Origin of the sequence: Herbaspirillum sp. Sphag64, from assembly GCF_014192645.1 — a bacterium.
In the GTDB taxonomy this organism is placed as follows: Bacteria; Pseudomonadota; Gammaproteobacteria; order Burkholderiales; family Burkholderiaceae_D; genus Herbaspirillum.
In genome coordinates this window covers 329,694-348,228 of record NZ_JACHYE010000001.1, presented here as the reverse complement: position 1 = coordinate 348,228, position 18,535 = coordinate 329,694, and the positions used below count along the sequence as shown (strand labels likewise).

19 protein-coding genes and 1 tRNA gene are annotated in these 18,535 nt (G+C 51.8%); 14 read left to right on the top strand and 6 right to left on the bottom strand.

Annotation, left to right across the window (positions count from 1 at the left end; genetic code table 11):
• The first annotated feature begins 10 nt into the window (after positions 1-10).
• From FHW66_RS01595 to FHW66_RS01570, 6 genes are all read left to right on the top strand, one after another.
• The gene (locus FHW66_RS01595; RefSeq protein ID WP_183377955.1) at positions 11-571 is read left to right on the top strand and encodes a carboxymuconolactone decarboxylase family protein; all 561 of its coding nucleotides are present in this window, start codon (positions 11-13) and stop codon (positions 569-571) included.
• Positions 568-2,298 carry an ABC transporter ATP-binding protein gene (locus FHW66_RS01590; protein WP_183377954.1) on the top strand — a complete coding sequence of 577 codons (1,731 nt, stop codon included), beginning with the start codon at positions 568-570 and terminating at the stop codon, positions 2,296-2,298. Before FHW66_RS01595 ends, FHW66_RS01590 begins: the two co-directional genes overlap by 4 nt.
• Before the next feature lie 168 nt (positions 2,299-2,466).
• Positions 2,467-3,132, top strand: a complete 666-nt coding sequence (locus FHW66_RS21165) for a hypothetical protein (RefSeq protein WP_183377953.1) — start codon at positions 2,467-2,469, stop codon at positions 3,130-3,132.
• Positions 3,080-4,242 (top strand): IS3 family transposase gene (locus tag FHW66_RS01580; protein WP_183378624.1). Its coding sequence is split into 2 segments (ribosomal slippage): positions 3,080-3,344 and positions 3,344-4,242, totalling 1,164 coding nucleotides; the frame shifts between segments, so codons are not numbered across the junction. The genes FHW66_RS21165 and FHW66_RS01580 overlap by 53 nt, the downstream gene beginning before the upstream one ends.
• 18 nt (positions 4,243-4,260) lie before the next feature.
• On the top strand, positions 4,261-4,887 hold the full coding sequence (locus FHW66_RS01575; RefSeq protein WP_183377952.1) for a Stf0 family sulfotransferase: 627 nt from the start codon (positions 4,261-4,263) through the stop codon (positions 4,885-4,887).
• Between the two features lie 64 nt (positions 4,888-4,951).
• Positions 4,952-5,482 (top strand): hypothetical protein, encoded by a 531-nt coding sequence (locus FHW66_RS01570; protein WP_183377951.1) that lies wholly within the window; start codon positions 4,952-4,954, stop codon positions 5,480-5,482.
• Positions 5,483-5,844: 362 nt separating this feature from the next.
• On the opposite strand, the gene FHW66_RS01565 is transcribed toward FHW66_RS01570, so the two are convergent.
• Complete coding sequence (locus FHW66_RS01565) at positions 5,845-6,792, bottom strand: LysR substrate-binding domain-containing protein (protein WP_183377950.1); 948 nt, start codon at positions 6,790-6,792, stop codon at positions 5,845-5,847.
• Positions 6,793-7,412: 620 nt separating this feature from the next.
• Between FHW66_RS01565 and FHW66_RS01560 the strand changes: the two genes are divergently transcribed.
• Together FHW66_RS01560 and FHW66_RS01555 are read left to right on the top strand one after the other, a co-directional pair.
• Entirely contained in the window at positions 7,413-7,610 is a 198-nt protein-coding gene (locus FHW66_RS01560; RefSeq protein ID WP_183377949.1) for an excisionase, read from the top strand.
• Between the two features lie 50 nt (positions 7,611-7,660).
• Entirely contained in the window at positions 7,661-8,809 is a 1,149-nt protein-coding gene (locus tag FHW66_RS01555; RefSeq protein WP_255458772.1) for a tyrosine-type recombinase/integrase, read from the top strand.
• A gap of 26 nt (positions 8,810-8,835) precedes the next feature.
• Here FHW66_RS01555 and FHW66_RS01550 read toward each other — a convergent pair.
• The 3 genes from FHW66_RS01550 to FHW66_RS01540 all read right to left on the bottom strand — a co-directional run bounded on the left by FHW66_RS01550 (position 8,836) and on the right by FHW66_RS01540 (position 10,930).
• Positions 8,836-8,929 (bottom strand) — tRNA-Ser (locus FHW66_RS01550).
• Between the two features lie 130 nt (positions 8,930-9,059).
• Positions 9,060-10,313 carry an aspartate kinase gene (locus FHW66_RS01545; RefSeq protein WP_183377947.1) on the bottom strand — a complete coding sequence of 418 codons (1,254 nt, stop codon included), beginning with the start codon at positions 10,311-10,313 and terminating at the stop codon, positions 9,060-9,062.
• A gap of 344 nt (positions 10,314-10,657) precedes the next feature.
• Positions 10,658-10,930: a DUF4148 domain-containing protein gene (locus FHW66_RS01540; RefSeq protein WP_183377946.1), complete on the bottom strand. Its 273-nt coding sequence runs from the start codon at positions 10,928-10,930 to the stop codon at positions 10,658-10,660.
• Positions 10,931-11,102: 172 nt separating this feature from the next.
• On the opposite strand from FHW66_RS01540, the gene FHW66_RS01535 reads away from it, so the two are divergent.
• Complete coding sequence (locus FHW66_RS01535; protein WP_183377945.1) at positions 11,103-12,011, top strand: LysR family transcriptional regulator; 909 nt, start codon at positions 11,103-11,105, stop codon at positions 12,009-12,011.
• A gap of 31 nt (positions 12,012-12,042) precedes the next feature.
• Here the strand turns inward: FHW66_RS01535 and FHW66_RS01530 are convergent, their stop codons facing one another.
• Positions 12,043-12,474 (bottom strand): thioredoxin family protein, encoded by a 432-nt coding sequence (locus tag FHW66_RS01530; RefSeq protein ID WP_183377944.1) that lies wholly within the window; start codon positions 12,472-12,474, stop codon positions 12,043-12,045.
• Between the two features lie 144 nt (positions 12,475-12,618).
• Here FHW66_RS01530 and tsaB point away from each other — a divergent pair, with 144 nt between their 5' ends.
• The 4 genes from tsaB to FHW66_RS01510 are packed head-to-tail and all read left to right on the top strand — an operon-like array spanning position 12,619 to position 15,830.
• Positions 12,619-13,347, top strand: a complete 729-nt coding sequence (gene tsaB / locus FHW66_RS01525; RefSeq protein WP_183377943.1) for a tRNA (adenosine(37)-N6)-threonylcarbamoyltransferase complex dimerization subunit type 1 TsaB — start codon at positions 12,619-12,621, stop codon at positions 13,345-13,347.
• A complete protein-coding gene (rimI, locus tag FHW66_RS01520) occupies positions 13,344-13,847 on the top strand; it encodes a ribosomal protein S18-alanine N-acetyltransferase (RefSeq protein ID WP_370543417.1) in 504 nt (167 codons plus the stop codon). The genes tsaB and rimI overlap by 4 nt, the downstream gene beginning before the upstream one ends.
• Positions 13,844-14,833 carry a uracil-DNA glycosylase gene (locus tag FHW66_RS01515; protein WP_183377942.1) on the top strand — a complete coding sequence of 330 codons (990 nt, stop codon included), beginning with the start codon at positions 13,844-13,846 and terminating at the stop codon, positions 14,831-14,833. Before rimI ends, FHW66_RS01515 begins: the two co-directional genes overlap by 4 nt.
• The gene (locus FHW66_RS01510; protein ID WP_183377941.1) at positions 14,799-15,830 is read left to right on the top strand and encodes a DUF1853 family protein; all 1,032 of its coding nucleotides are present in this window, start codon (positions 14,799-14,801) and stop codon (positions 15,828-15,830) included. Before FHW66_RS01515 ends, FHW66_RS01510 begins: the two co-directional genes overlap by 35 nt.
• Positions 15,831-15,848: 18 nt before the next feature.
• Here the strand turns inward: FHW66_RS01510 and lplT are convergent, their stop codons facing one another.
• Positions 15,849-17,111, bottom strand: a complete 1,263-nt coding sequence (gene lplT / locus FHW66_RS01505; protein WP_183377940.1) for a lysophospholipid transporter LplT — start codon at positions 17,109-17,111, stop codon at positions 15,849-15,851.
• 335 nt (positions 17,112-17,446) lie between these two features.
• Between lplT and alr the strand changes: the two genes are divergently transcribed.
• Positions 17,447-18,535 carry an alanine racemase gene (alr, locus tag FHW66_RS01500; protein WP_183377939.1) on the top strand — a complete coding sequence of 363 codons (1,089 nt, stop codon included), beginning with the start codon at positions 17,447-17,449 and terminating at the stop codon, positions 18,533-18,535.

The following is an 18,535-nucleotide window of genomic DNA, read 5'->3' as shown; positions in this document are numbered from 1 at the left end:
GAGAACCACGATGGCACGCGTCTCAACCCTGATTGCGCAGCAATTACCCGAAGGCCCGGCACGTACGATTTTTGAAACCGTGGAGCGCGACTACGGCGCCTTCGGTAACATGCTCGGCGTATTGGCTCACCGACCAGCGTCAATCGAGCATATCTATGGCCTGCTATTGCAGTTTGCTGCCGACGGTAATATCTCCAAACGGCATCTGGAGATTGTGCTGGTGACGGCATCACGTGCCAATGAATGTAGTTATTGCGTCTCTCATCATGCTCCCAAACTGGTGGCACAACATGTGAGCCCGCAGGCAGTCGAGCGTATTCTGGAAACCGATGTGCCGGGCTTCGATGCCCTTGACACATTGGTACGCGACTACGCGCTGGCAGTCACGCATCAGCGTGTAGGCGATAGTCTCGTTACTCGTCTGCGCGAACATTTTTCCGAGTCACAGGTGGTCGAGCTGACTTTGCGTGCAGCACTATGCGCTTTCTTTGCACGCTTTAATGAAGCGCTCGATGTACAGCTTGAGCCCGAGTATGTAGCGGCAGCGGCACAGCTTGAACAAGCAGCATGACCAGTCTACTCGACATTCGTAATCTGCACGTGGCCTTTCCCGGCCACGACGCTGTCACTGATCTCAATCTGAGTATGGCGGCAGGAGAGACACTGGCACTGGTAGGTGAGTCCGGTTGCGGTAAATCGACCACGGCGTTGTCGCTGCTACGGCTATTGCCGCCCAGCGCACGGGTACGGGGCCAGATACTGTTCGAGGGCCGTGATTTGACACAGTTGTCCGAAGATCAGTTTTGTGACTTACGCGGCAATGCCATCTCGATGATTTTTCAGGAGCCGATGACCTCGCTCAATCCGGTGCTGACCATAGGCCAGCAAGTGGTTGAGGCAATCCGGCTGCACCAGCCCTTGTCGGCTCAGGCCGCCAAAGCGCGCGCCATTGAGTTACTGGAGCTGGTCAGAATTCCTGAACCGCAGCGCCGCTTCCATGACTATCCCCATCACCTGTCCGGTGGCCAGCGTCAGCGCGTGATGATTGCCATGGCTGTATCCTGTCAGCCACGACTGCTGATTGCTGATGAGCCAACGACCGCATTGGACGTAACGATTCAGGCCCAGATTCTGGCGCTGCTGGATCAGTTGCGGCGCGATCTGGGTATGTCGGTGCTGCTGATTACGCATGATCTTGCCGTGGTCGAACAATGGGCCGACCGGGTTGCGGTAATGCTGGCGGGCAAGAAGGTGGAGGATGCTAACAGCAGCAAGCTGTTCGCCCAACCCAAGCATGCCTACACACGTGGTTTGCTCGGTGCCTCGCTGCATCTGGAACAGGATTATCACTATCGCGCTGGCCGTCTTCCCGAAATTTGTACCACGCTTGACCAGGACAATGTACCCGGCTTTACGCTCACCACGCGCGCTCATGCCCAGCCTCTGGTGGGGTCTTCAGAACGTTCCGCTCCAGCAGTTACAGCCGTTGCGGTTCCGCTGCTGTCAGTGCAGGATGTGCATACCAAGTACGCATCGCGCAATGGCGTGGTGCATGCCGTACAGGGCGTATCTTTCGATATTGCGGCTGGTGAAACAGTCGGTCTGGTTGGCGAGTCCGGTTGCGGCAAGTCAACTTTGTCCAAGACCATCATCCGGCTGGTGGACCCCAGTGCCGGCAAGATCCTGCTTGCTGGCGAAGATATTGCCAGCCTTGATCAGAAATACCTGCGACCGCATCGGCGGCGGGTGCAGATGATCTTTCAGGACCCCTATGCCTCGCTCAATCCGCGTCATACGGTCAGTCAGATCCTGGATGCGGCGCTCGTAATCCATGAGGTGAAGAACAAGGCTGAACGACGCCGCCGAATTACCGAGATCATCGATCTGGTCGGCCTGCCGCAGCGTGCATTGCATAGCTATGCACATCAGTTCTCGGGTGGTCAGCGTCAACGCATCGGAATTGCACGCGCGCTGATACTGAAGCCTGCACTGGTCATCTGTGACGAGCCGGTATCGGCGCTCGATGTATCGGTACAGGCACAGATTCTGAATTTGCTGGTGGATCTCAAGCACGAGTTTGGGTTGTCATATCTGTTCATTTCTCACGATCTGTCGGTGGTACGTTATATCGCTGACAAGGTATTGGTGATGCATGGTGGGCGCATCGTCGAGACCGGGGCTCACAACAGCATCTGGCAAGCACCGCAGCACGCTTACACGCGTACGTTGATTGCCGCAGTGCCCTCGGCTGCGGCCAGTCGAGCGCCGCAAGCGCAACCGCAACGGCGCATCGACTGACTATCTGCCAGTCTGATTGGCTGGTTTCTGCTGAGACAGCTTTTCGATTCCTATTCAAAGTCGTTGACCGGATATCGAAGTGCGAAAACATTCCTTATTTTTACGCAGGCATTGATTGCAATGTTCTGATTCGCAGTATTCGCCTGCGTAGAAGGGAAGGAACCACTGATGCCTGAACCGCCCAGTGGACTGGACACCCCGGTGCTGGAACCGAGCGCTGCTGCTACTATTGCCGCTGCCGTAGCGCTGCCACGCGAATCTTCCAGATCACGCTCCTCATCAACGTTGCGCAAGGGAAAACCACTTGTCCTCAGTGCTCGCAGCTACGTATTGCTGTCATGCCTTGCGCCCGTCTTGCTGGTACTGGCATGGGAACTGTTTGCACGGCACGGGGCCTGTCGACCCAAGCCTTGCCCGCACTCGGCAAAGTACTGGCAATTGCGTATTCGTAGTGTTGCAGTCGTTGGTGTCGAGCCGGGCTTCTTCGGTTTAGGGCCCGTTTCAGCTATCAAAGCGGCGCTCTCCAAAGTAGGATGGCGGTTAGGCGAGGTTGATCGCTTCGAGGTAAATGAAGCCTTCGCCGCCATCGCTCTGGTAGTGCAGCAAGAGCTAAAAGTATCTGACGAACAGTTCAACATCGACGGCGGTGCTATCGCACACGGTCACCCTATAGGCGCTACGGGTGCCATTTTGGTGACCAAGGTTGCTCATACTTTATGTAGTGGTTTAATAATCCCGGACACCAATTTAGGCGAGAATAGTCGCCATAGAGAGGTGTTTGATGAGCAAGCAAAGACGCACGTTTTCCCCAGAATTCAAGCAGCAGGCTGCTAGCCTAGTATTGGATAAGCACTATAGCCATGTCGAGGCCAGCAAGTCGGTTGGTATTGCCGAATCGGTTTTGCGACGCTGGGTACGCCAGCTTGAGCAAGAACGACAAGGGATCACGCCCCAGAGCAAGGCAATCACAGCGGATCAGCAACGCATCCAGGAACTGGAGGCGCGTGTTGATCGTCTTGAACGCGAGAAGGCCATTTTAAAAAAAGCTACCGCGCTCTTGATGTCGGAAGGGATCGAACGTACCAGATAATCGAGCAGATGTGTCGCCACGATCCGGTTGAATTGGTCTGTGCGGTGTTTGATATATCGCGGTCATGCTTATACGCCCATCGGGAACGAATTAGACGGCCTGATGGCAAGCGCATGGCGCTACGCAGCCGCGTGCACGAATTGTTCATCGAGAGCCGCAGTTCGGCGGGTAGCCGTAGCATCATGGGCATGATGCGAGAAGACGGTCTGGCAATTGGCCGTTTCAAGGTCAGCCGTCTGATGGAAGAATTAGGGCTGATTTGCAAGCAGCCCGGAAAGCATGCCTACAAGCAGGCGACAGTAGAGCGACTCGATATTCCCAATCGTCTCAATCGCCAGTTTGATGTCGATGCTCCCAACCAAGTTTGGTGCGGCGACATCACTTATATCTGGGTTCAAGGCGGTTGGCATTACGTGGCCGCAGTATTAGATTTATATACACGTCGCGTCGTTGGCTGGGCATTCTCGACACGACCGGATGCCGATCTGGTGGTACAAGCGCTGGACATGGCCTACGAACAGCGTGGCCGCCCACAAGGCATCTTGTTCCACTCGGATCAGGGCGGGCAATACGGTAGCCGTAAGTTCCGTCAGCGATTGTGGCGCTACCGGATCGAGCAGAGCATGAGTCGTCGTGGCAACTGTTGGGGCAACTCACCCATGGAACGCTTATTTAGAAGCTTGAAATCGGAATGGGTGCCGAACGTCGGTTACATGACGGCACTGCAAGCGCAGCAGGACATCAGTCACTATCTGATGCATCGATACAACTGGATACGGCCTCATCAGTTCAATGGCGGATTGGCTCCGGCCATAGCAGAGAAAAAACTTAATTCAGTGTCCGGGATTACTTGACCACTACAATATTGGTTGATGCGATTTGGAGCTATCAATAATAGCGAATACTTAGATCGATTAATCGAAAGTACGTCAACTGAAAATGGGGTATTTGGTGCCAAAGTACATTGGAATCAAACGAATTTTATGCAGGAAAAATTGGTTGCCTCGCTTCGCGGAGACATCCCTAGTGCTCCATCGGAGCCGCTTGAATTTTTTCTAAGGACCAAGCTTCAATCTCCGCGCTATATATGGTTACGAAGGAAAAATAAAGTTGCCCAAGCTATTTCTTATTATCGGGCCTCACGTACTGGAGTTTGGCGCTCCGTTAAAGGAAGAAAGGATCAAAGCAGTTCCCTCGATCTTTCCTTGCCGTTTAACATAGCGGCAATTGATTATTACGTCAAACTCTGTAGTCAGATGGATTTCGAGTGGAATCACTATTTTCGTAGTAATCGTCTTCCGGTACTTATGATTTTTTATGAGGATCTTGTCGCCAATTATCAGCTAGTAGTGCGTGGTGTCTTAAAATTTCTTGAGCTTTCCATAAATATTAGTATCCCAGAGAAGAAATTGAATCGTCAATCAGATTGTCGATCATTGGAGTGGGAGCGTCGTTATTTGGAAGCTTTACCAAAGAAGTTGTGCGGAATTCTAAAATAAATATGAGATTATATATTCGCAAGCTTTATTGGTAATTAAAAATATTTAAAAGTGAGGTAATTCTTTGAAAATTTTATTTTTTAAGATAGTTAAAAGAAAATATATTGGCGATAATTTTTTTGGTCGAATATTTTTACTTTTATTGATTGTGTCTTTTTTTACTATGTTTGGAAAGACAGGGTATTTTTTGGATTATCGTTTAGGTAATTCAGTAATTCCATTAAAAGAACAATTGGTTAAATCTGGTCCATATTCTTTTAGTTTGGTTAGGGCGAGAAATGGGGATGTTGTGGAATTCAAAAATCATGATAAAAGTGTTGAGTATCATGAGAAATTAATTAATTTCGATAATAAAAACTATGTTTTAAATATTTATAAAAATAATGGCGGTGTTTCATCAGTTTATTTGTGGACGTATTCGGGTAATCCAATGAGAAACATTTGGAAAATTGATATTGGTGAAAAAGAGGTTATGTCATATGAAAGATCTTTATTTGTCTATCGTGAAGATATAAGTCCAATTATACCTTTTGAATTAATAATTATATTTTTCATATTGTTTATTGTTTTTTCATATAAATTTGTGGCTAAGTAAAATATAGGGTTTGAAAAATGACAGTTTCTGTTATTACATCTGAATCAATGGAGTTGATAAATAGCTTTTTAAGTTCCATTGGTGCAGGCGAAAGTGTTTCTTCTTTTACAACTGGTTCTGATGTTTTAAACCCGGGAAATTGATTCATCTACTTTGAAATTGCTTCTACCTTGGCCCTTGGTATAGGGATGCTTGCGGTAAACGTGTTCCAGCCAGGGGGCGGTATGAACATTGACCCGGCAATGTGACCCTCTCCCAGATGCAGAAACACGCCAGTCGCATCATTGGCAACTGGATCGCCATCATTCTCATGAGGTGCTATTTATGAAATGAGTTCTAGAAACCTTGCTGGCTCGATTGCATTACTTAGTATCTTTAAGCGAGGATTCTTCCTCCAGCCACGTCAGGAAATTGCGTAGTGGTGCAGACTTGTCGATATCTGGAGGAACCAATACTACATATCTTGCGCCGGTGGTCAACACAGGAAAGGGCTCGACTAAGCGCCTCTGCTTTATATCGTGTGAAAGTGTAGGTATTCCACCTATACCTAAACCCAAACCGTCGATGACAGCCTGGAGAGTCACGTGATAATGATCAAACCGTTGAAATCGTATCGGACGAATATGCGGTATCGAATATGCTTCTAACCATTTCTCCCATTCTCCTGGTCGAGTTTGCGACGTTACAAATATATGTTTGCTCAAGTCGCTTGGGTTGTTGATAGGATGAGCTTGTAGTAAGAACGGCGCGGCAATTAAAGTCAATTTTTCTTCAAAAAGCACACGCCTTTCGAAGTGATGCCATTCGGGTTTCTCCAGCGGTTCCTTGCGAATTAGAAGATCGAATCCAATGAGCCCACTAATCTGAGCACTGTTCGCAGTCGAGACCGAAACTTCGATGTCCGGATGACTGCGATGGAACGTATGCAAGCGTGGAATCAGCCAGCGCATAGCAAAGGTTGTTTGCGCATTGACCCTGATCACTCTTGTGCTAGGCGTCCTGCCGAAGCGCACCGATGCGTCGCTGATTCGATTAAACGCCTCGCTGATCTCTTCGGCAAAGGCGCGCGCGTGCGCTGTGGCCACGTTACGTTGCCCGTCTCGCGAGAAAAGCGGCTGGCCTAACCAATCCTCAAGCAGTTTTATTTGCCGACTAACTGCACCATGCGTGATTCCCAACTCTGCAGCAGCTGAGCTCAAACTACTAGAGCGAGCGGCTGTCTCGAATATTCGTAAGGCGTTGAGAGGGGGTAAGTGTCTGGGAACGAGCCCCGGTTCTTGGTCAGCTTGCGCAAACTCATGTTTAACCATAGTCGTATAGCCGACAGTAGTCGTTCTTGAGGGGGGGCTAGATATAGCCAAGCGTTGAGAGTGAGGCTATAGCAACAGTTTAAAATTTCTTGACGCCGAAAATAATTTGACGCAATATCCAGGTGTCGTTATACGGCAACTTCCGAAAATCTGCATTAACTTCCAAGTCGTACTCAAAGACTAAGACCTCGTACACATTTTTATGTGTGAGGTTTCTTGTCAGATTCGTTTTTGATCTCAAGAACTCTTCATGCTCGCACGCCTGCTAGTCCTTGGCAGCTGTGGTTCTGTTGCGTGCTGAAATTCCGATTTTCTGCACTCTGTTTTTCGCCGCATTTTCTCCTTCACTTTCATCCGAAATAAACGAGGTTCTTTAACTCACCTCTCCTGTATCGGCCGGGAAGAGTTGATAGTTTTTATGCGTCGAGATTTGCCGGTGGTTCATAAATGCCATGAATGGCACGAGTTGCGAGAAAAGGAGAGGGTTATATGCTGCGCGATAGGATGATTCAAAAATTCCACAATGAACAAAGTGGATGGAATTTTTGGAATTGTGAGATTCCATTAGCTGTGTGGCTCATGAAGCCGGAAGAGATTTTGTCTTTTGGAAGGAGATATAAATGATTGCGCCGGCGCGATACGTAAAGTTGCCTGTATTCGAAGTTATCTCAGGCTACACGGAAAAAGCTGTGCGTCGAAAGATCGAGGAAGGGCGTTGGCTGGAAGGAAAAGAATACCGACGTGCTCCGGATGGGCACATTCTCGTTGATTTGGAGGGATATTATAAATGGGCCGAAGGTCAAGCACAGGCGGTGTGACTCCTGCTGGCGATCGTATACAGGTGAGGTTTACGTATCAAGGGAAGGACATGCGTCCGACTTTGGATCTGAAGCCTACCGCTGCGAACCTCAAGCACGCACAACGCTTACGCGAACAGATACTTTTCGATATTAAGGCCGGCCAATTTAATTTGGCCGAGTTTTTCCCTGACTATCGAAATGTTGAGGTGAGCAAGTCGACCCATCGGAGCTTTTTACAGTGGGCGGAATTATGGGGGCAACTGTCGGCACGTAGTTTAGAAAATTCAACGATCCGCATTTACAAGCGGCATCTCAAAGCGTATTGGGTCATGCCATTTGGAAGCCTTTTGCCGAAGCAAATAACGCATGAAAAAGTTTTGGCGCATCTTGCATACCTGGCTACTTCGAGAATCCATCCAGTATCAGGTAAGTTGATCAAGCCTTTGGGGCGCAAGACCCAAAATAACATCTTGATTCCGCTGCGCGGTGTGTTTGAGCTAATTTGCAAATCCGATCCTTATGTCAAAGATCCGACTGATGGTATTGATAATTTAAAGGTTCAAAAGGCTCAGCCTGATCCTTTTACCGCCGAAGAGGTTGAGTTAATTTTGGCTGAAATAAAGGACGAAGTATTATCTGATTATTTTGAATTTGCCTGCTTTGCCGGCTTACGAATTAGTGAGCAGATTGCGTTATTGTGGGAGGACGTCGATCTCCGGCAGGGTACTGTGGTAGTTCGTAGGGCGCGCGTCTTGGCCGAAGATAAAGAGCGGACGAAAACAGGATATGAGCGCGAGGTCGAGTTAAACGCTCGAGCTTTGGCTGTAATCAAGCGTCAGCGTGCTCGCACTCAGGCAAAAGGGATATATGTGTTCTTGAACCCGTCGACAGGCTTACGTTGGAATGACGAGCAGGAGCAACGTAGAGAGTGGGTTGAAGCATTACGTGCGGCTAAAGTGCGGTATCGACCGCCGAAGGAGTGTCGAGATACTAGTGTAACGCTGTCGCTGATGGCGGGAGCGGACCCGCTATGGGTCGCTAAACAACATGGCCATAGTGTTACCGTAATGATGAAAAGCTACGCTCGATTTATTCCGCGTGCGGACAAGGGGAGGAATTTGGAAGCTGTCAATGCAGCGTTGAAATTGGCGGATTCCGCAGTTAATCCGCAGTACGCCGAATTCCAGAAAGAGAAAAGCGCCCCGAAAGGCGCTTAGCTATTGATTTCCACCAATTAAATCATTGGCGGAGACGGAGGGATTCGAACCCTCGATACAGGTTTAAGCCCATATGCTTCCTTAGCAGGGAAGTGCCTTCGACCACTCGGCCACGTCTCCACACTGTAGACAATTACTGCTGTGCCTCAGTGAAGTCCAGCATCATATCTTTTCATGTTGAGTTGGTCAATCAGACTATGCAATTTTTTAAGCACATTGTCCAAATTAATTGTCTGATCAACGCTGTTAATTACTTGCTGTTTTCCAGATCGAAGGCCTTGTGCAGTGCGCGCACTGCCAGCTCCATGTACTTTTCGTCGATCAGGACCGAAATTTTGATTTCGGAAGTCGAAATCATCTGGATGTTGACGCCTTCTTCGGACAATGTGCGGAACATTTGGGAAGCGATACCAACATGGCTGCGCATGCCGACACCGACCACGGAAACCTTCGATACCTTGGTGTCGCCGACAATGCTGGCTGCACCAATGTGTGTCTTGACGCTGTCGTTGAGTACTTCAACTGCCTTGGCATATTCGGCGCGTGGCACGGTGAAGGTGAAGTCGGTCTTGCCTTCCACGGACTGATTCTGAATGATCATGTCCACTTCAATGTTGGCATCGGCGATCGGTCCCAGGATCTGGTAAGCGATGCCTGGACGATCCGGCACGCCGAGGACAGTAATCTTGGCCTCGTCACGGCTGAATGCGATGCCGGTGATGGTTGCTTGTTCCATGTTGGTGTCTTCCTCAAACGAAATCAGGGTGCCGGACTTGGTTTCTTCTTCCAGCGACATTAGGGGGTCAGTCAGCGATGACAGTACGCGGGTTGGCATCTTGTAGTTGCCAGCAAATTCTACTGAGCGGATCTGTAGAACTTTTGAGCCCAGCGAAGCCATCTCCAGCATTTCTTCAAAGGTAACTGTGTTGAGGCGACGCGCCTCGCCGACCACGCGTGGGTCAGTCGTGTAGACACCGTCGACATCGGTGTAGATCAGGCATTCGGCCGCCTTGATGGCTGCCGCAACGGCAACAGCGGAGGTGTCGGAGCCACCGCGACCCAATGTGGTGATGTTGCCGTCCGCATCGACGCCCTGGAAGCCGGTGATGATGACGATCTTGCCTGCATTCAGGTCTTTACGTACCTTGGCATCGTCAATTGAGCGAATGCGCGCCTTGGTGAAAGCGGAGTCGGTCTTGATCGGCACTTGCCAGCCAGCATAGGAGACAGCCTCCTTGCCAATGGCTTGCAGCGCCATTGCCAGCAAGGCAACGGAAACCTGCTCGCCGGTCGAGGCCAGCATGTCGAGTTCGCGCTGATCGGGCTGGGCCATAATATCCTTGGCCAGACCCAGCAAACGGTTGGTTTCACCAGACATTGCGGAGGGTACAACAACGATCTGGTGGCCTGCGTCATGCCACTTGGCGACGCGCTTGGCGACATTCTTGATGCGCTCTGTCGAGCCCATCGAAGTGCCGCCGTATTTGTGTACGTATAAAGCCATAGGAAGGTAGGTCTGAATTGCGGTGACGATGCTGCTATGAGGACTGCTATTTGTTGCCGGAATATGCCTGAAAACCGGAGGAAACAAACCCTTAACTTTACAGGCAGATGCCCAAAATAACAAGCAAAAGGCGGTAAAAACAGCGGCCACATGAAGGTTTTACCGTCGTTTCAGGGCTTTCAAATGGGTATGGCTTTGAGGTAGGGGGGATTGGTGCAGAAGAGAAACTGAGGGTGCGTGTCTGTCACGCCATCCACCATGGTGCTTCCTGCGCGGCAGGCTGACCAAGGTAGACGGTGGTTGCGGCTTGGGCCGCAGAGTTGCTACGTAATACTGATGTTGACTCAGGCGCCGCTGTAGGTGCTGTCAGTCGCTGCTGGCTTCAATTGCGAAATAACTTGCGAGCGTGTCAGGGTGCTACGTGGTTGCACTGTGATCGGATAGTTGTTGCCGTTGGTGATCAGGCCTTGTGCTTGCGCTTGCTTCAGTTCAGCCAGAACTTCTGCGCGTGTCTTGGTCGATACAAACTTGGTTTCTGGTGGATATGGTGCTTCGGCGAGCGCTGCGCCAGCAGCAGCGAACAGTACAACAGCAGCGGTGATTTGCTTGGTATTCATGGTAAAACTCCCTAAAAAGATCAAAAAACTGAGATGTCGGTGAGCGGGTAGTGGGGCTTGATGCCGCTTGCTCGTCATCGATGGAGCACAGTTTATCTATTGCGGAAGTCGGGAAAAATAGGTTTAATGACAATTAACTATTCCACTTAAGTAAATAATAAGGGGCTTGAAAATGGATCGTCTGCACTCAATGAAGGTATTTGCCAAGGTGGTTGAGCAAGGCAGTTTTGTGCGGGCGGCTGAAATCTTGTCACTTTCCAATGCGGTTGTCACTCGCTATATCGTTGACCTGGAAAATCATCTTGGAACCCGTCTGCTCAATCGTTCCACCCGGCGTCTTTCTCTTACAGAGTCCGGGCAGGTGTTTTTAGAGCGGGTGCGCAATATTCTGGTGGAGATTGAGGAGGCAGAGGCGATTGTGGCGATGTCCACCAAAAAGCCTACCGGTACCTTGTCGATCTATTCGCATGTTGGATTTGGCGAGGGCCAGTTGGGCCGACTGTTGCCAGAATACTCACGCGCCTATCCTGAGGTTGTGGTCGATGTGACCTTGTCAGATCGTGTTCGAGATCTGGTGGAGGAGGGAATTGACGTCGGTTTTTTTAGTAGCTTTCAGAAATTCGATGCCAGCATGGTGGTGCGTAAGCTAGGCGTGGCTGAGGTGGTTTTGTGCGCTTCTCCGGATTACATCGCGCAATTTGGTGCCCCCCAGACGCCGGAAGAATTGAGCAGCCATGCCTGCGTCAACTTCTCGCATGAGCATTTGCGGCACTTCTGGCATGTGCAAACCGTTGAGGGCAATCGCGATATTCCAATCGCCAGTGTCATGGTGTCCAACAATGCATTGTTGTTACGTGACTTTGCCTTGGCAGGCATGGGGATTGTGATGCGGCCGTCATTCAGTCTTGGTGATGATTTGCGTTGCGGCAAGCTGCAGCGCGTGCTCGCTGATTATCGGATGGGGCAGGTCGAGATATTCATGGTCTACCCGAGCCGGCGTCTGCTGTCTGCCAAGGTACGCACGTTTGTTGACTTTATGACGAGTCGCTTCCCCCATCCGGAAAGCGATCCTTGGCTCTAGCAGGACGTCAGATTGTTGGCGCCGCGGTCGGTTAATCAGTAGCTGGCGAATTTTCTAGTCGCAACAGCAGATTGCATACTTGCCATGTTTGTCGCTGGGCGCTTTGACTGACTTCGCGCTGCAATTCTTCCTGACTTTTGCCTACCTGTACCTGTAGCAGACGCTCAGCCTGGCGTGTATCAGGTTCCATCGTGCCAAAAAAACTGACGATTGTTCCACGTTGCATAAGCAAAGTGGGGAAGTTGTCAATATCGAGGTCGCCGACCAGATCGGCCTGATCTTCAATATCAATCCAGACGAAATGATGTTCAGGGCTGCGTTGCGCCCAGTTTTCAAAGGCAGCCGCATATTCGCGGCAGCTTCCGCACCAGCCTGCACAGAGGCAGGCAACAACCCAGCCGTCACCGCGCAGGGCGGAGGCTAGTTCTTCGTGGTTGTCGTTGGTTAATAGTTGGTAAGACATAAGGCGAGCATTTTACTCCTGAAGTGAGCGGGAATGATTCTCGACTGCTGCATCCGATGTTGCACAAAGCTTGTCACCATAAAATCGCGTCTGGTACGTGTTGCTGGCCCCTCTGGGGTGCTCGTAGCGCGGTAAAATAGTGCCATGTCTATTATTCTTGCCATTGAAACTTCTACCGAGCTGGCTTCGGCAGCATTGCTGATCGGGGATACGTTGATTTTCCGTGAATCGCTGGGCGTGCAAACGCACTCGGAGTCCATTCTGCCAATGGTGCAGCAATTGCTGGCTGAGGCGGATCTGGCTTTGGCTCGCTGTGATGCACTGGCTTTCGGCGTAGGGCCAGGTTCATTTACCGGTGTGCGGACTGCTTGTGGTGTGGTGCAAGGGCTGGCGTTTGGTGCTGATTTGCCGGTCGCTCCTGTGGTTACGCTGGAGGCGATGGCGCAGGGCTGCCTTGAGGCGACTCAAGCTGCTGATGTGCTTGCGGTGCTTGATGCACGCATGGGGGAAGTCTATTGGGCGCAGTACCGTCATGGTTCCCTGGGGTGGGAGAGTGTGGTCACTCCCAGTCTCTCGGCGGCGCGTGAGGTGCAAGTGCTGGGTGCCGTGCAGGCATGCGGTAATGGCTTGTCGGCGTATGCAGATGACTTTGTCGCGCAAGCCTTCTTTGCTAACGGGCTTGCGCAGCTGATGCCGCATGCGCGCCAGATTGCGACGCTGGGTGCCAGGGCTGTGGCGCAACAACGCACGCTATCGGCGCAAGAGGCACAGCCCTTGTATTTGCGTAACAAGGTGGCGCTGACCACAGCGGAAAGACAGGTGCGGGATGTGGCTAAAGCCGCTTCCCGTCCTGCTCGGCAGGACGCAGTGTGAGCTTGTTTGCCAATATCGATGCGCTGATGGCAACGGCGCAGAGTCGCTTTGGACAATTGGCGCTGGATGCGATGCGGGTAGAAGATCTGGATGAGGTAATGCCGATAGAGAATGCGATCTACGCACATCCCTGGACCCGTGGCAATTTTCTGGACTCCTTGCGCACAGGTGATCAGACGCTGACTGTGCGTAATGAGGCAGGTCGTTTGCTGGCGTATGTCGTTGTCATGGAGGGGCTCGATGAAGCGCATCTGCTTAACATCAGCGTCGCGCAAGAGTTGCACGGCGCCGGCCTGGGCTACCTGTTATTGGAGTTGGTCGTGCAGATGGCGCGGCAGCATTTGATGAAAATCATGTTGCTGGAGGTGCGTGTCTCCAATGCGCCTGCATTGCGGTTGTACCAGCGGTATGGCTTCGTTGAAATCGGTCGTCGCAAGAATTACTATCCTGTTGACCTTACCACGCGTGAAGATGCAATCGTCATGCAGTTATCGCTATGAATCATGAGACATTGGCCGATGCGGCCAGACTATTGGAAGAACTTGGTGTCGGGCCACTGTGGTTGCGGCGGGAGGCCGCTGATGGCGCGGCGCTGCAGGAGATGGTTGCGGAGGGTGTGGCTGCGGCTGATGTGTCGGTTTCGTCTGCGATGGAGGTGCTTGGTGCTCCGGTCGCCGCGCTCTCGTCACCTGCGCCAGGCAAGGTACTGGCTGCGGTAACGCCGCGTCCAGCGCCGGTTCCGAGTGATGATGGTTTGCCGCCTTGGTTGACCGAGATGAACGATGCCGACCTGTTGCCGGTGGTTTTCATTCCTGATGATGATGATGATGATGATGATGATGATGATGATGATGATGGCCCGGCGCCAATCAGGATCAACCCTGCGATTGCCACGATGGGCTGGGCTACACTGAAAGAAACAGTCGCCTCGTGCCAACAATGCAAGCTGTGTCAAGGTCGCAAGAAGACTGCCTTTGGCGTTGGTGACGAAAAAGCCAAGTGGCTCTTCATCGGTGAAGGGCCAGGACGCAATGAGGACTTGCAAGGTGAGCCCTTCGTTGGCGCAGCCGGGAAGTTGCTCGACAACATGCTTGCGGCGATGGGGCTCAAGCGTGGCGAAAATGCTTACATCGCCAATATCGTCAAATGTCGGCCAACCGATGAAAATGGACGTGATCGTCCGCCCTCTGCGGAGGAAGTTGCTGCCTGTCTGCCCTATCTGCAGCGGCAAATTGCATTGATTCAGCCAACTGTGCTGGTCGCGCTTGGCAAGACAGCAGCCTTGTCGCTGCTGGGTCTCGATCCCGCAACACCGGTTTCGAAGCTGCGTGGTACTGTCCACCGCTATCAGGATTTACCTATGGTGGTGACCTATCATCCTGCCTACCTGTTGCGGCAACTGGGCGACAAGAGTAAGGCATGGTCCGATCTCTGTTTAGCGATGACAACTTATGCCCACACAGCCACCGACAACGCCACACGCTGACTCACTATCCTCTGTAAGTAGAGCGTCGACACATCGACTGACGTATCAGCAGCAATTTCACCAGCGCTGGTCGGCGCTTGGTGATCGGCATGTCCGTGCACTGGCCTGGCTGCTGGAATCGCCAGACTTGCTGGCCGCTCAGGCACCACGCTGGCAGGGGCGTATTGCGACAGTGGGCAAGCTGTCTGAAATGGATATCACCTGGCTGCATGCACTCGACAAGACTCCGCGCCTGCTTTATGCGGCCATCGATGCACAGTTATCAAATCGTTTAGGTAAATATGCAGAGAAACTGCTGACGTTCTACCTGCAGCATGCTGGAAGGCTTCTTGCCCATAATGTCCAGGTGCGCAACGGCCCTAACGATACCGTCGGTGAATTCGATTTCCTGGTACGCGATCCGGTGCTGCACGATGTAGTGCACTGGGAGTTGGCAACCAAGTTTTATTTGCTGCACGCGCAGCAACAGAATGTTCAGGCTGATGCGTATGTGGGGCCAAACCTGGTTGATTCGCTGGGTGCCAAGATGAGCAAGATCATGCAGCAGCAATTGATGTTGTCGTCCCATCCGGCTGCAGCACGCTATTTGCCCGAGCCAGTGTCGCGTGCGCAAGCAATGGTGAAGGGGTGGCTGTTCTATGACGATCCTGCTGCAGCCGATGTGTTGCCTCCAGCCTTGGGGATTGCGGCTGGACATTGTCGTGGCTTCTGGTGCGAGCTGAGCGCGCTGGATTTGTCGCAGTCTGCACATTATTTGATTCTGTCGCGACTAGAATGGCTGGCACCAGCGCGCGCAGGCTTAAACCAAGCCTTGTCGGCCGCGCAATTGCCGGAAGCGATTGATCGATTATTCGCTGAGAATCTGACACCCGTGATGATCGCCGTGTGTGATGTCGATGGCGAGTGGGTGCTGGAGCGCGAGCGGGGATTTGTTGTGCCGGATGACTGGCGTCAGCAGGCTGCTCACCGGGTGCAGCAGGCAGTTATGACTTATTGAGTCAGTGTGCCGGCCAACTCAGTGCTTGCCTTCGCCAATCAGTGCCAGTGAATCGTACTCGCGCTGGTTGGCTTGATGCCTTTGCATGATCAGATACATTAAGGCTGCTACGAATACACCGAACAGGAGAATCACGTAGTTGACGTTAAGATTCAATTTAACCATTGCCGAGTAGAGTACCAGCATCGTCAATACGGACAGGTTTTCGTTGAAATTCTGGACGGCAATTGAGTGCCCAGCGCTCATCAGGACATGGCCTCTGTGCTGCAGCAGTGCATTCATGGGAACAACAAAATAACCCGAGAGTGCACCGATAATAATGAGAAGCGGATAAGCCACCCAGACCGAGGTCACGGTTGTCATGGTCATGACGACGATACCCATGATGATGCCAAGTGGCATGACCGACAGGGATTTTTTGAGTGGTACAAATCGAGCCGCACCGACGGCTCCCAGCGCCACGCCAACGGCGACAATGCCCTGCAGGATTGCGGCCTTGTCCAGTTTCATGTGCAGGGACTGCTCAGCCCATTTCAGCACAATGAATTGCAAGGTCGCCCCTGCACCCCAGAACAAGGTGGTCACTGCCAGAGAAATCTGACCCAGTTTGTCTTTCCAGAGCGTAATGAAGCAATTGGAAAAATCGGCGATCAGCTTGATGGGATTGCGTTGCTGGTGCGCATAGCGCGCACCGGTATCCGGAATGCTCAGATTAAAGAGGGCAGCAACGATGTAGATGAGGGTGATGATGCACAGCGCGGCTTCGGTGGGCGTGTTGATATTGAAATCGAAGATCGGGAAATCGAACGAAAGTAAAACCGAGGCCACATGCGGGTTAACTAGTGCGCCGCCCAATACGGTACCAAAAATAATCGAGCTGACAGTCAGACCTTCGATCCAGCCATTGGCAGCGACCAATTTTTCTGGCGGTAGCAGCTCAGTAAGAATGCCGTATTTTGCTGGTGAGTACGCTGCGGCGCCAAAACCGACAACGGCGTAGGCAAGTAGCGGATGGACACTAAAGAACATCAGGGCACAGCCACCGATCTTGATCAGGTTGGTGACAAACATCACCCGCCCTTTGGGAAAGGCATCTGCAAAGGCGCCGACAAATGCGGCTAGTAACACGTATGACAGCACAAAAAATAACTTCAATAGCGGTGTCATCCATGCCGGAGACTGCATCTCGGCAAGAAGTGCAATAGCAGCAATGAGCAGTGCGTTATCAGCAAGCGACGAAAAAAACTGCGCCGCCATGATGGTGTAAAAGCCGCGATTCATCCGTATCCAAGATGTGACAAATTATCTCCGGTTTGCTTTATACCATGAAAAGAAGACATTCCAATGATAAGTATAACCGGGGCAGCATGTTGCACTGCGATACCTGATAAATGGAGCTTTCTGCGATGACGCGCAAATGTGCTGCAGCCGCATGTAGACATCCGCAGATTGCCTGCTTCATGGAAGCGTATTGCTCCGGTAAAATAGGATGAGGTTGCTGAAACGATGTTTGATCTGGTTCCTGAAGTGAGGTCTGGAGCGACGTCGATTCAATGTTGATTGATTTTTGATTCATCTTTTATTCACCTTTTTCCAGCGTTTGCGCGTCCTTTTCCATGCCAAGACCGATTGTCGCCACTATAGATATTTCCGCTCTACAACATAATCTGGGCGTGGCCCGCTCTCGTGCGCCGCATGCCAAGGTCTGGGCGGTCGTGAAAGCGCAAGCTTATGGCCATGGTCTGGCACGTGCGATGCGCGCATTCGCAGCGGCGGAAGGCTTGGCACTGGTCGAACCCGATTATGCGGTGCAACTTCGTGCAATGGGATGGACTAAGCCCATCTTGCTGCTGGAAGGTTTTTTCGATGCAGAAGACATTGCAACCGTGGTACAGCATGATCTGCAGTTCGCGGTGCACTGTGATGAACAGATTGCGATTTTAGAGGCGGCGCAGAAGCAACGTAGCGGATTGCAGTTTGATGTCCATCTCAAGATGAATAGCGGTATGAATCGCCTGGGATTCAAGCCAGATGCATTTCGTGCTGCCTACGCAAGACTGCGCCAATTATCCTGTGTACGTAGCGTCACTCTGATGACGCATTTCGCCAATGCTGACGCGGCAGATAATGCGGCTTTGCCGCTGGCTGAGCAAGTGCGCCGTTTTCAGCAAGGCACCGAAGGTCTGGACGGGCCTCGCAGTATTGCTAATTCGGCTACCGATTTGCTGCATGCCGATTTGGTCACTGACTGGATCCGGCCCGGCGTGATGTTGTATGGTGGTACGCCAGGTGGCGGGACTGCGCGTGAGTTTGGCTTGCGTGCTGCCATGACGCTGGAAAGCAAAATCATCGGTGTGCAGGAAATCGGCCCCGGCGACGCTGTTGGCTATGGCAGCCGTTTTGTCGCGGATAGGCCAATGCGCATCGGCGTGGTTGCTTGCGGTTACGCTGATGGCTATCCACGCCATGCACCATCGCATACCCCGGTGCTGGTTGATGGCATCCGCACAGGCACGATTGGCCGGGTGTCGATGGATATGCTGGTGGTTGACCTGAGTGCAGTCACTGGTGCCGGTATCGGTAGCGCAGTGCAGTTGTGGGGTGAGGCGCTGCCGATTGACGAGGTCGCAGAAGCCGCGGGCACAATCGGTTATGAGTTGATGTGCGCAGTTGCACCCCGTGTAGCCGTCAGAGAAAAAGCCTGA